The sequence below is a fragment of the Rhodococcus sp. ARC_M6 genome (assembly GCF_022810305.1).
GTDB lineage: Bacteria > Actinomycetota > Actinomycetes > Mycobacteriales > Mycobacteriaceae > Rhodococcus_F.
The window spans coordinates 1-12,332 of record NZ_JALGQH010000045.1 but is presented as its reverse complement, the minus strand read 5'-3'; the positions used below and the strand labels follow the sequence as shown (position 1 = coordinate 12,332).

Genomic DNA, 12,332 nt, shown 5'->3' with positions numbered 1-12,332 from the left:
CTGTCGCAAGGGACTTCTACAACGCGGACGGGTTGGATGCACTGGAGGACTTTTTCGAGCGAGGATTCGGAAAATTGAGGACATGACAGCCGGCCTTCGCCAAGCACGACCGGCAATCACCATATCGATCTCCGCGCTGATCGGGTGTGCTATTGGACAAGAAAATATGGCCGCTGGAACCTGTGGATCGCAGAATTATCGCGGGCTCCGCCGCGCTGCGGCACCTGTTGACGACGGTTGAAAACTAGTCCAGAAACAACGGTCCAAAACTAGACCACCCAACCAAGATTGAATGGGTGATCTCCATGGAAGACTGGGCATTGATCAGGCACCTCCACCACAGCGAAAAGCTGTCCAAACGTGCGATCGCCACCAAACTCGGTGTCACCCGTGACACCGTCACCAACGCTCTGACCAGCGACGGACCACCGAAATATCAACGACCACCGGTCGACTCCGCGATCAGCGCCGTGGAACCGAAAATCAGGGCGCTGCTCTCACAACATCCGACGATGCCGGCAACGGTGATCGCCGAACGGATCGGCTGGACCGGGTCGATCAGCTGGCTACGCGAACGAGTCCGGGCAATCCGACCCGAATACGCACCTGCCGATCCGGCGGATCGCCTCGATCACGATCCGGGCCAGGTTGTGCAGTGCGATCTGTGGTTCCCGCCGGCGTCGATTCCGCTCGGAGACGGCCAGTCCGGTGCCCCGCCGGTGCTGGTGATGGTCGCCGCGTTCTCCCGATTCATCACCGCGATGATGCTGCCCAGTCGGGTCACGATGGACCTGGTCGCGGGCATGTGGCAGCTACTTTCCCAGGATCTCGGTGCGATCCCGCACCGTCTGTGGTGGGACAACGAATCCGGTATCGGCCGCCGCGGCCGGCTGACCGATCCGGTCACCGCATTCGTCGGAACGGTTGCCACGACACTGATCCAGCTCAAACCGTACGACCGAAGAATCCAAGGGCATCGTCGAGCGCGCCAACCAGTATCTGGAAACTTCGTTCATGCCCGGTCGAACATTTCGTTCACCCGACGACTTCAACACCCAACTGGCCGACTGGCTCCCGATCGCGAACTCTCGGGTTGTCCGCCGGATCGACGGTCGCCCAATAGATTTGGTATCCGTCGATACCGCGGCAATGTTGTCGTTGCCGCCGGTTCCGCCGCAAACCGCCGCGTGCTCGCAGATTCGCCTGCCGCGGGACTACTACGTTCGGGTCCTCGGAAACGACTACTCGGTGGACCCGTCGGCGATCGGACACATGGTCGATGTCGCCGCCGACCTGCGTAGGGTCGCGGTGACCCGGGAAGGTCGAGTGCTCGCCGAACATGATCGGCGATGGTCACGTGGATTGACGGTCACCGATCCGCTGCACGTGGAATCAGCCGCCCGGTTGCGAGAGCAGTTCCAGAACCCGACACCGACTGCCGACGATGCGGACCAGTTGGTCCGGGACTTAGGCGACTACGACCGCGCTTTCGGAGTCGAGTTCCGCTGCGCCGCATCATGTAATGAAGAGGCGGTGTGGTGATGGTCGAAACGGATTCACTCAAGGAGATCGAGCATTACGCCCAGGCGTTGAAGGCGCCCGCATTCGAGAATCGGCAGCAAGACTGGCGGAGCAGGCCCGCAGCGACGGATGGAGTCACGAGGACTATCTCGCCGCGGTGCTGTCGCGAGAAGTCACGGCGAGGGAATCGTCCGGCTCGCAGACCAGGATCCGATCTGCCGGATTTCCGACGCGAAAATCATTGGAGGAGTTCAACTTCGACTATCAACCGTCCCTCAGTCGAGAAATGGTGGCGCATTCGGGAACCGGGGTGTTCTTGACACAAGCTCGCAATGTGGTGCTGTTGGGGCCTCCGGGGACCGGCAAAACGCATCTGGCGATCGGGTTGGGAATCAAGGCGGCGCAGTCCGGACATCGGGTTGCATTCGCGACGGCGGTCGATTGGGTGGGCAAGCTCAAGGCTGCGCATTCTGCGGGAAAGCTGCCGGCGGAGTTGGTGAAGTTGCGGCGAATCGGGTTGATCATCGTCGACGACCTCTTGTCTCAAGAGTTTGATGGTGTGCTGGTCAGCTGACAGATTCGAGGAAGGTGGCAACGTCGTCGTTGAGTTCTTCGGCTCGTCGTAGTGCGTTGCGGAGTCGTTCGACTTCGAGTTCGCGGGCGGCGATTTGTCCGGCGGGTTCACCGCCGGTTCGTGCCTTGTTGAGGGAACGGGTCCGATACCCTCCCAGATCGTCCAATGCCGCGATTGTCTCCGGGCGTAGTCGAACGCATACCGAAGTCCGGATTCCACAATATTCAGGTGCGCGCTCCGCTGACGGCTAGCGACTTCCACCAGCGCCTTCAACATAGCTTTCTCATCGACATAGGCATACGCATCGGCAGTGGTGGACACATTCCGATGCCCGAGGATCTGTTGTGCTACATGCAGTCCCGCCGTGTCGACGAGCAACTGAGCCACGGTATGCCGGAACATGTGCGGTGTCGCATGAACACCTAGCCGAGCCGCAGTGGCGCGAAACGACGCCTCGAACGCTGGGTAACGCAACGGACGGCCCGCCGCCTGACGTCGCCCGACCCATAAAGCTGACGTATCGGCTTGGCCTCGTTCGGTTGCGAGGTATTCGTCCAGCAGTGGCCACCCATCGTCGGTAACCGGAACACGATGCTCGTCGCGGGCACCTTTCAGCAGTACCGTCACTGTGCGGCGCCGCCGCCGATCGATATCGGAGAGTCGAAGACCGAGGACACCGTGGCGGCCGTGCTCGGCACTCCAATCACCAATCCGCTGACCTGTTCGAAGTAGCAGTGTGACGATCGCACGATGACGAACACAGACCTGTTCTGCTGCAACATGTTCGACTACCGACGGATTCAGATCCCGAGCCAGCAGCCGAGGTTCTCGTCGCCGCAACTCTAGCCGACCTCGGTGCGGCAAGTCGCGTCCCGACATACCGTGAGCGGGACCAGTCGGGCCGGTAGGTACGGGGTTTTCCCGGCCCGCCCACGCCCCTGCACGATGGCTATCTCGCTCGATCAGGAACGCGAAGAACGCGGCCAACGCCGCAAGACGATTATTGACCGTCCGAGGTGCCCTGCCATGCTCCGTTGGAAGATCCGCACCGGCCCCGAACTCGGCAATGTACTCACTGACCACCTGGCGTGTGACGTTATCGAGCGTTGGCGATGCCAACCAGCGGATGAAGTGCTCGACGCCGAGCCGATATGTACGCACTGTGTAGCTGGAGCGGCCCAGCATGACCAGCCGTTCGACGAAAGCCCCGACATCGTCCACCAGTCACCCCTAGGTTCGGCTCCTCCTTCACCCCACCATGACTGGACTCTTGAGACAAGAGGTCGGCTACATCCCGTTCGAGCAGGACGCCGCGAACTTGTTTTTCCAGTTGGTGTCGAGTCGCTACGAGAATGCTTCGCTGATTTTGACGTCGAATTTGCCGTTCGGCCGGTGGGGTGATGTGTTCGGAGATCAGGTGGTTGCGGCCGCGATGATCGACCGGATCGTCCATCATGCCGAGGTTTTGACGTTGAAAGGATCGAGTTATCGCCTCAAGGACACCGGGATCGATACGTTGCCGTCCGTGAGGGCGGATAACGCGGCACAATGAGTACATCGACGTGGTCTGGTTTTCGTCCGTCGGGAGTGGACTAGTTTTCGGGTTCTGGCCCACTTTCCGTGATGGCTTGCCTCGCGCCGCGTGTCGTTCCGGCAAGAATAGAAATCGGCGAGAGATGATCGTTCTGGTGTTCTGAGAACTGTTGTGATCTGCATGCCATCCTTCCGCATCTGGCGGGTGTCGACATCGATTCGGTAGATGTGACCGCCGGTGGAGTCCGTATTCGGGCGTCGCCGTTGTCGACTTCGGCGAGCTGTCCGACGTGTGCTGTTTCCTCAAAACGAGTGCACAGTCGGTACGAACGGATGCTCGCCGATACGGCTATAGCTGGCCGATCGAGTTACGTTGTCTTGCAGGTGCGTCGGTTTCTGTGCTCGAACAGCGGCTGTGACCGACGCACATTTGTCGAGCAGATCGACGGACTGACCAAGGCTTACGCACGGACCACTCCGCTGCTGCGCGAAATCCTGGAGCAGATCGCGCTGGCGTTGGCGGGGCGAGCAGGATCGAGGTTGGCGTCTGCGCTGGGAGTTTCAGTCGGACGTTCCACCTTGTTGCGGCTGGTCTGAGCGTTACCTGATCCGCCCACGACCAATGTCGAGGTGCTCGGTGTCGACGACTTCGCGTTGCGAAGGCGACATCGGTACGGGACTGTTCGAAAGCCCGGAGTTCAGCCAAACTGAAGGAATCTCGGCGCGAACTCGAGGACAGGTCGGGCTCGGAAACCGATGATAGTGCGCGGGTTCGCGGTCAACTGTGGAGATCGTGGTGTTCTGCAGGGCTCTCGAGGAGGTGCCGGGCCGCAGCGGCATAGCGGATCGCGGTGCCCGGACTGAAGCCGAACACCGCGGCGAGGTGCAGTGGGTCTGGGCCGTGCGTGAGTGATTCTTCGAGTTGACGATCGACGTGCAGCCGATCGAGGGTGGCGGTAAGCCCCCAGAATGCCCGGGTGATCCACACTCTGCCGACCGGGCACGTACGCACGGCGGTCACGCGGTTGACCAACAGATGGGGATTGGCTGTGTTGGGCCAGTGGGTGCGTCGGTAACTCAGCCAGTCCGTCAGCGCTCGGTAGGTGAGGTCGTCCAATGGCCGGGATCGGCCGGCGATGGTCAGCCGACGGTCACCGAGGTCGACGTCGTCGAGCAGCAACTGGCCGACGTCCTTGGAGCGGGCAGCGTGAATGGCGGCCAGGGCGACGGCGAGGCGGGTCGCTGGTGTGATCGCCGCGCCGGTGGCCTCGGCGATTTCGTTGTCGTCCAATGGCAGTATGGCGCGGTAGTTGTTCGGTCCAACACGAATGCGCTTGGTCGGGTCACGGAAGATGACGCCGTTCTTCCGGCAGTACCCGAAGAGCGACCGCAGGACGCTGAGCGTGTGTCGACGTTTGTTGCCCTGCAAGGCATTCGCGATTGCGAGGATGTCGTTACGAGTGACTTCCCGCAGATGGTCGTAGTGATGCGACCAGCCGAGCAGGATTGGTCGGATCCTGTTGAGGTAGCCCCACACGGTGTTCGGGTCGCGGGGACGCGTTCGTGGCCCGCCGTCGTGGAGTGTGCGGATCCAGTCCTCGACGTCGCGCCGGATGCCGGAGGTGATGCCGTCGAGTTTGCGCTCCAACCACGTGTCGAACGCCAGCACTCGGTCGTCGTCGAGCAGCCCGAGTTCCTCGAGGATATCCGCGACCCGACCGCGATGACGGACCGCGGAAATCAACTCGGAGTAGCGGATCTTCTCATCACCGGTGTGACCGGACAGCACGACGACCAGCGCCTGGTCGACGCCGGCGATGAGTGCGTGCGACCACCCGCGGGCTTCACCGACATCCTCGGCGATACGGCGGCCGCGAATGAGGGTGGGATTGGCCAGATCCGCGTCCCTCCGGCGATCGAAACGGTTGTAGTCGCGGCGAATATCGAGCGGAAGTTGGAGTTGGACCCCGGCCCGTATCGGATCTCGAAGGTCGGCACCCATGAGTGCGGGGCGCCGACCCCGCGTTCCGCTCTTGCCTAATCGTGCTCGTCCGGGGATACGGTAATGGTCGCGATGCATACGCGCGAAGAACAGCTGCTGGCAGCGCACCCCACGCAGAAACGGTTCGGAGACTGCAGTTTTCCCGGCAGCTTTGGCATCGGTGAGTGCCTGCAGCCGGCATAAGCGGCAGTAACCTTCCTTGATCGGGACCGTCCTGCGGCAGGCCGCGCAGCGGCCCGATGGATGCAGGTTGCGGAAGGTGTAGCAGGCTCGGCAACAGTAGCCGGGCAGCACACCCCAGGCGAAGCACTCCGAACAGCTGGACGCCGGCTTGGCCGGTGAGATCCCGCCCATCAGACCGGCGGCAGCGAGCGACCGTCCCTGCGCTTGGGGACCACCGCGGGCCTGCCGGATGAGGCCGCAACGAGCGGACCCTCATGCTCGTGATCGACTGTGCGAGTGACCTTATCGGGCTCGGGGATGAGTAGTTCGCCGACCTCGCAGCCGAGCACGGTGCAGATGACGTCAAGGTCGGCGAGTTTGATGCTGGCCAACGAGTCGGTCGACCACATACCCGACATTTTCCCGGCACTGATGGCCAGCCCGTGATCAGCGAGCATGCGCTGCAGCTCGCTGGCCTTCCAGATGCCGCGGTTCGCGGCGGCCAGCCGCAGGTTCCACTTCATGACAGCAGTCCTTCCAGGCGTCGCTCGGCACGCTGTTGGCCGGCGATCCACGCATCTTCGATATGGGTGTGGTGGACGTGGACGTACTGCATTGTGGTTGCGATCCAGACGTGACCGAGGGCCTGTTGGATCGCGACCAGATCCATGCCGCCCAGGTAGAGCTGGCTGGCGCAGAAGTGTCGCAGCACGTGAGGGGTGAGCTTGTCCGGCCAGTCCGGCAAGTGCCTGATCGCTGCCTCCGCCAAGGCGGTGCGGAGCGTCTCGCTGCTGATCCGGGCAGCCGAGCTGTCGGTGTTTTTACGTTCGGACGGAAACAACGGCACACTGGGCCGATCGTGATCATCGCCGAAATGTCCCCAGACGTCCTCGACGTACCAGCACAGGGTGCGTCCGGCGTCGTTGATGAGTGGCACCATCCGCTCTCGTGGCCCGCTACCTCGGGACCCTTTCCCTTTGCGGACATGGAGTTTGCCGAAATGGCCGAGATCCCACTTGATGTCGGCCAAGTCGAGGCTGCGGGTCTCGTTGATGCGGATCCCTACGTCAGCCATCAACCGGGCGGCGGCGAAGTTGCGTGCTGTCGGTGCGAACTTTCGGCAGCTGACCAGATCCTGCCGCCAGCCCGCGAACAACCGATGCACCTGCTCTGCGCTGGGCGGAATCCGCAACGATGCCCGTTGTTGACCGCGAGGCCGGTTGATTTCGTCGATCGGGCACTCGGCGATGCGGCCGGTCAGGGCGTGGATCTCAACCTTGTGGCGCAACTCCAGGAAACAGAAGTATGTCTTGAGTGCCTGTGCGCGGGCCAGTCGCGTGTTCTTCGCCGACTGCCGCAACGCCTTGCCGAAGTACCCGTCCGCATCAGTAGGCTCCATCTCCCACAAGGGGCGTCCGAGCCATGCTCGCACCTGTTCCAGGTTTGCCACGTCGGCGCGAATCGTGCTGTCCGCCAAGCCGGCGGCCGCTCGAGCGAGCACGAACCCGGACAGCACGTCGGTCTCGAACTCAGCGATCTCCTCTCGACTCGCCAATGCCCGCCGCTCGCGCAGATCCCGCACCACCGACAGCCCCATCCGAGTCTCCTCATATTCACGGCAGTACCGGAAATATCGATTATGGTGACAATTTTTCAGTATCCCTGAAACTTTTTCAAGAGGTCGACACCACTAAAACGGTCAGGAACACGCTGGTCCGTGTACAGGGCAGGCCTGAAGGTGGCGGGGAACTCCAGGGTTATTCCTCATGATCAACATGGACACGCACCGCCCGGTCGATGTTCTCGCAGACCGGAAAGCCGGCACCGTCGCCGAGTGGCTCATCGCGCATCCGGGCACGCAGGTGATTTGCCGTGACCGTGCGGGTGCATATGCCGAAGCAGCCCGTGCTGGGGCGCCCGAGGCGATCGAGGTCGCCGACCGCTGGCACCTGTGGCGCAACATCGCTGAAGCTGTTGAGAAAACCGTTGCAGCCCATCATCATTGCCTAAAATGAGGAACCCGAGTTGGAGCCTGAACCTTCGATCGAACGCACCGCGTCGGAGCAACTGAGGATGGTCGCCGAACAGGTACACGCCACCCGCCAGAAGAGTTCAGCGCTCACCTCCCGGACGAAGAACCGATTCCAAGCAGTCATGGCACTCAAGGACGAAGGTTTGGGGATCAGAACGATCGCACGGCAGCTCGGGTTGGCGCGGGAAACAGTTCGCCGCTTCTACTATGCGAGCAGTATCGACGAGCTGTTGGGGGCGCCGCGGGCGGGCCGCCCCACTTTATTGGATGAGTTCGCCGAATACCTGTATGAGCGTTTCAACGACGGATGTACCTCCGCTGTTGCACTCTACGAGGAACTTCGAGCATTGGGGTATCGCGGCAGTTACAGCTCCGTCCGCGATTACCTTCGTTCATTCCGCAGAATAGGTTCAGCACCACTGTCCGCACCGAAAGTGCCAAAAGTGCGGCGAATTACCTCGTGGATGTTGCGTCACCCCGATAACCTCACCGATGACGAGCAGATCGGACTCAAAGAGGTCCTCGCCAGCTGCCGACATCTCGAGGCCACTGCAGGGCATGTCGCATCATTCGCGGAGATGCTCACCGAACACCTTGGTGCACAATTGAACTCATGGATGTCTGCCGTCTCGGCAGATGATCTGCCGCACTTGCATCGCTTCGTCCCCGGCCTCGACACCGACTACGCAGCCGCCCGCGACGTGTTGACCCTGCCCTACAGTTCCGGTGCTGTCGAAGGACATGTGAATCGGATCATTCTGTGGAATCTGACCACGTGGACGATCATATTCTCCTCGGGGTTGACCACGGAACTGAGGAGACGATATGAGCGGCACGGTGACACTGGAGAACAAGTGGCCGGTACTGGGCCGGCATGCACAGGCGACCGAGTGGCTTCGGCTATGGGCCGATCTCGGGCGGGCTCCCCGAACGATCGACGCTTACGCGCGGGGGCTTGCCGAGTATCTGCAGATGTGCGAGCGGGAGGGTGTCGATCCGCTCACCGCCACCCGCGCCCATATCGGTATTTATGTGCGGGAGCTGACCGAACGTCCCAGCCTCCGAGGCCCGAACGTCGTGTCCATCGACTCCGGTGCCGGGCTGGCGAATGCCACGATCCAGCAGAGACTGGTGTCGGTGCGACTGTTCTACGACTACCTCATGGAGGAGGGACTCCGCGACTCCAATCCCGTTGGCCGGGGCAGATATACGCCCGGTCGACGCGGCAGTGGGAACCAGCGTGGGCTCGTGCCCAGCTTGACGAAGCTGCCGTGGATTCCCACCGAACAGCAGTGGGCGGACATCCTCGAAGTCGCCGCCGCGGAACCGGTCCGCAACAGGGTGATGCTCGCCCTGGCCTACGACGCAGCGTTGCGCCGTGAGGAGCTGCGGCTGCTGCGCACTGACGATCTCAACCCCGCCCACCGCACCCTGAGGATCCGGGCGGAGACGACGAAGAACCGGCTCGAGCGGATTGCGGCTGTACTCGGCTGCGACCGGTCTGCTGCTGTCGGGCTATCTCGTGCACCGGGCGAGTCTGAGCAGGGCACGTGGACCGCTTTTCCTGTCTGAGTCCCGCCGTAATCACGCTCAACCATTGAGCTTGTGGACGTGGTCGAAGGTGGTGCGCCGGATCGCGTTGGCCGCCGATGTTCCGAAATTTTCCACCCACACAACTCGGCATCTGTGTCTGACGGATCTGGCCCGGATGGGTCGGGAGCTGCATACGATCGCGACCTTCGCCGGGCATCGCCATACTGACTCGACGCTGCGATATATCCACCTGTCTGGGGCGGGATCTTGCCGATAAGTTCGGTCGCAGCATGGACCATATCCATGCCCAGCGCATCGCGATGCTCGCGGCGGCAGGAACATCACGGTGACCGCGACATTGAAGTCCGACTTCGATACTGATCCTGAATCTCGTTGGTGCTCACCGATTATCGGACATAAGTTCGACATCACTATTGCGGTCCGCGCGGCGGAGTCTCGGGCCGTCGGTGAACTCGGAATCCGCAATCTGCGACGGTTGCAGTGTCACGATCCGACCGCGCCGGACTGGCGCGTGATCGGACGACTGCTGCGACCGCTAGAGGCGGTCAATGCAGGGCTGGATTCGCCGCCCACTGCGCATCGGCGGCGCGCCATGGCCGATGCAATCGCAGTGCTGCTGACGCGTTGCGCCGAAGTGGGGCAGACCTTTTGGGGTTGGAGCACCGAAGAATGGATTCATCTACTCGGCCGCGATCAGGCAGAGTTCCGTCGGAACGCACCCGCTTGGGCCGGCGGCGAGGTCCGCCCGTACCTCGCCGCGCACGCCTATCTGCTCGGTTCCTTCACCGAGTTTCACCGACTCGGCAGCTTCCAACGACTCACTCTGTCGTGGCGAATCTTTGGTCGCGACCGGGTCAACGGCGAAATCGACAGGCTCCGTGAAGTGCTCGCCGAGTGGGGCTATCGGCTCGGACACGGCGACGACACACTGCTGCCGATGGTGCTCAGTCAACTGTTCCTGCTCAACCGCAGTCCACACCTCGAGGACCTCGGCACCGAAGTGTTCGATCGTGTCCGCCGTGACGGACTGCTCGGCGGGGCCCGGCTGAACACTGTGCATGCCGCGGCTCGGGCGGTGAATGCTCTGGGGTTCTGTGACCCGCCGCCCGCGACCACCGGTCGTGGTACTGCTCGAGCGATTGGCGGTGCGCAGGTCTGGCAGCAGTGGGTCGACCGCTGGTACGCGACTTCGACGTTGACGCCGGGGGCACGTGGCAACGTCCGGTCCCGTCTGCTCAGGTGGGCCGCTGGCTCGCAGCCGAGCATCCCGATGCCGCCGATCCGGCTGCGTGGACGCGGCAGATGTGTGCGGCCTGGATTGCGGCGCTCGACAGGATGAACGTCGGGGACTACGTGCAACGCACGGCCGGAATTGAAGAGCGCGTTGGTAAGCCGCTGACGGCCTCGACCAAGGAGGACCATCTCGCGGCGATCCGCAGGTTCTTCACCGACTGTCAGGAATGGGAATGGCTGCCACGGCGTTTCGACCCTGGGCGGGCGTTGGCCACTCCTCGCAGCATCACCGCACTGCTCGGCCCGAACCCTCGGGTGATCGCCGACGAGATCTGGGCCAAACTGCTCTGGGCAGGGCTGAATTTGTCGCAGGTGGATCTCCCCGAGACGCGGTCCGGGCACTTCTATCCACTCGAACTGGTCCGCGCAATCGCGTTGTCCTGGTTGTTCTCTGGACAGCGCAGCGATGAGATCGCCCGCCTGCGGATCGGCTGCATTCGCTGGCAGCACGACGACAAATCCCTCGCCGGCGACTCCGATCAGGTCCTATCGTGTGATGGGGTCTGCCTGCTCGACGTCCCGCCGCACAAGACCGGCACCGCGTTCACCAAGCCGGTCGACCCGATCCTGGGCCAGGCCCTCGACATCTGGCAGGCGATGCGCCCCACCCAACCGCAGTTTCTTGACCGCCGCACCGGAGAGCGAGTCGACCTGCTGTTCGCCTTCCGTGCCCGCCGAGTCTCGTCGTCCTACATCAACAACACGATCATCCCGATGCTCTGCCACAAGGCAGGTGTCCCGGCCGCCGACGTCCGAGGCAACATCACCAGCCACCGGGCACGGTCCACAATCGCCAGCCAGCTCTACAACGCCAAGGAACCGATGACTCTGTTTGAGCTGCAAGCCTGGCTCGGCCACCGCTCACCCCAATCCACCCAGTACTACGCGAAAATCAGCCCCACTACGCTCACGCGGGCCTACACCGACGCCGGGTACTTCTCCCGCAACGTCCGCACCATCGAGGTCCTCGTCGATCGCGACGCCGTCACCTCCAACGCGGTCGGAGATGAAACACCATGGCAGTACTACGATCTCGGGCACGGGTATTGCACCTACACCTTCTTCGAGCAATGCCCACACAGGATGGCGTGCGCTCGCTGTGACTTCTACGCCCCCAAGGCATCCAGCAACGCGCAACTGCTCGAAGCCAAGGACAACCTGCAGCGCATGCTCATCGCGATCCCACTCAACGACGACGAACGCGCAGCCGTCGAGGACGGCCAGCGCGCCCTCGACAACCTCCTCGACCGACTGCTCGACGTCCCGACGCCGACCGGCACGACGCCACGCGAAATCGAGGTTCCGGCGACCGCGACCCTGCTTCCGATCGTTTCCGTCAACCAGAGCAGACGAGAATGTCCTTGACAATTCAGATTCCACGTAACTATCAAGATGCTCAAACGACAAATGTATGGACGAGCTGGTTTCGACTTGCTCCGCAAACGAATACTCCTCAGTGACTGATACTTTCAAAATTGATCACGGAAAGTGGGCCAGAACCAGGTTTCGACCGTCGTTGACAGCACCTGCGGATCCTAGTAGTACTTTGTTACCTCGGCGTGTCCGCTCGAGTTTCGACGGATTTCTCGAGACCATGCCCACATGGATGCACACACCCTCAACCGCGTCGGAGAATCGATGGATACGTTTGTCGGTGAAGT

General features: G+C 62.2%; 12 protein-coding genes and 4 pseudogenes. 9 read left to right on the top strand and 7 right to left on the bottom strand.

The genetic code is table 11. From position 1 onward, the window contains the following. Nucleotides 1–305: 305 nt before the first annotated feature. Nucleotides 306–1,542, top strand: a pseudogene (gene istA, locus MTX36_RS27770) (IS21 family transposase). Then, nucleotides 1,523–2,095 (top strand): ATP-binding protein, encoded by a 573-nt coding sequence (locus MTX36_RS27765; RefSeq protein ID WP_243622888.1) that lies wholly within the window; start codon nt 1,523–1,525, stop codon nt 2,093–2,095. Before istA ends, MTX36_RS27765 begins: the two are co-directional and overlap by 20 nt. On the opposite strand, the gene MTX36_RS27760 is transcribed toward MTX36_RS27765, so the two are convergent. The 3 genes and pseudogenes from MTX36_RS27760 to MTX36_RS30655 form a co-directional block, all read right to left on the bottom strand. Further along, a complete protein-coding gene (locus MTX36_RS27760; protein WP_243622887.1) occupies nt 2,088–2,261 on the bottom strand; it encodes a hypothetical protein in 174 nt (57 codons plus the stop codon). The genes MTX36_RS27765 and MTX36_RS27760 overlap by 8 nt on opposite strands. A gap of 176 nt (nt 2,262–2,437) precedes the next feature. Beyond that, nucleotides 2,438–2,806 (bottom strand): annotated as a pseudogene (locus tag MTX36_RS30660) (tyrosine-type recombinase/integrase); the annotation flags it as partial. Nucleotides 2,807–3,061: 255 nt separating this feature from the next. Further along, nucleotides 3,062–3,280 (bottom strand): annotated as a pseudogene (locus tag MTX36_RS30655) (site-specific integrase); the annotation flags it as partial. A 49-nt stretch (nt 3,281–3,329) separates the two neighbouring features. Between MTX36_RS30655 and MTX36_RS27750 the strand changes: the two are divergent. Both MTX36_RS27750 and MTX36_RS27745 read left to right on the top strand, forming a co-directional pair. Next, nucleotides 3,330–3,647: pseudogene (locus MTX36_RS27750) on the top strand (ATP-binding protein); the annotation flags it as partial. A gap of 209 nt (nt 3,648–3,856) precedes the next feature. Next, the gene (locus MTX36_RS27745; RefSeq protein WP_308198260.1) at nt 3,857–4,225 is read left to right on the top strand and encodes a transposase family protein; all 369 of its coding nucleotides are present in this window, start codon (nt 3,857–3,859) and stop codon (nt 4,223–4,225) included. A gap of 181 nt (nt 4,226–4,406) precedes the next feature. On the opposite strand, the gene MTX36_RS27740 is transcribed toward MTX36_RS27745, so the two are convergent. The 3 genes from MTX36_RS27740 to MTX36_RS27730 are packed head-to-tail and all read right to left on the bottom strand — an operon-like array spanning nt 4,407 to nt 7,389. Next, nucleotides 4,407–5,984, bottom strand: coding sequence for a hypothetical protein (locus tag MTX36_RS27740; protein ID WP_243622884.1), 1,578 nt, complete (start codon nt 5,982–5,984; stop codon nt 4,407–4,409). Further along, the gene (locus tag MTX36_RS27735; RefSeq protein WP_243622883.1) at nt 5,984–6,316 is read right to left on the bottom strand and encodes a helix-turn-helix transcriptional regulator; all 333 of its coding nucleotides are present in this window, start codon (nt 6,314–6,316) and stop codon (nt 5,984–5,986) included. The genes MTX36_RS27740 and MTX36_RS27735 overlap by 1 nt, the downstream gene beginning before the upstream one ends. Next, nucleotides 6,313–7,389, bottom strand: a complete 1,077-nt coding sequence (locus MTX36_RS27730; RefSeq protein ID WP_243622882.1) for a site-specific integrase — start codon at nt 7,387–7,389, stop codon at nt 6,313–6,315. Before MTX36_RS27730 ends, MTX36_RS27735 begins: the two co-directional genes overlap by 4 nt. 169 nt (nt 7,390–7,558) lie before the next feature. On the opposite strand from MTX36_RS27730, the gene MTX36_RS27725 reads away from it, so the two are divergent. The 5 genes from MTX36_RS27725 (at nt 7,559) to MTX36_RS27710 (ending at nt 12,036) form a co-directional block, all read left to right on the top strand. After that, a complete protein-coding gene (locus MTX36_RS27725; protein ID WP_243622881.1) occupies nt 7,559–7,807 on the top strand; it encodes a transposase in 249 nt (82 codons plus the stop codon). Nucleotides 7,808–8,649: 842 nt separating this feature from the next. Next, nucleotides 8,650–9,396, top strand: coding sequence for a tyrosine recombinase XerC (xerC, locus tag MTX36_RS27720; RefSeq protein ID WP_243622880.1), 747 nt, complete (start codon nt 8,650–8,652; stop codon nt 9,394–9,396). Continuing rightward, complete coding sequence (locus MTX36_RS30650) at nt 9,347–9,634, top strand: tyrosine-type recombinase/integrase (protein WP_374230559.1); 288 nt, start codon at nt 9,347–9,349, stop codon at nt 9,632–9,634. The genes xerC and MTX36_RS30650 overlap by 50 nt, the downstream gene beginning before the upstream one ends. Nucleotides 9,635–9,703: 69 nt before the next feature. Then, entirely contained in the window at nt 9,704–10,717 is a 1,014-nt protein-coding gene (locus tag MTX36_RS27715; RefSeq protein ID WP_243622879.1) for a hypothetical protein, read from the top strand. Continuing rightward, on the top strand, nt 10,618–12,036 hold the full coding sequence (locus MTX36_RS27710) for a tyrosine-type recombinase/integrase (protein ID WP_243622878.1): 1,419 nt from the start codon (nt 10,618–10,620) through the stop codon (nt 12,034–12,036). The genes MTX36_RS27715 and MTX36_RS27710 overlap by 100 nt, the downstream gene beginning before the upstream one ends. A gap of 114 nt (nt 12,037–12,150) precedes the next feature. Here MTX36_RS27710 and MTX36_RS27705 read toward each other — a convergent pair. Then, nucleotides 12,151–12,332: hypothetical protein (locus MTX36_RS27705; protein WP_243622877.1), on the bottom strand; the 182-nt coding region annotated here is incomplete at its 5' end.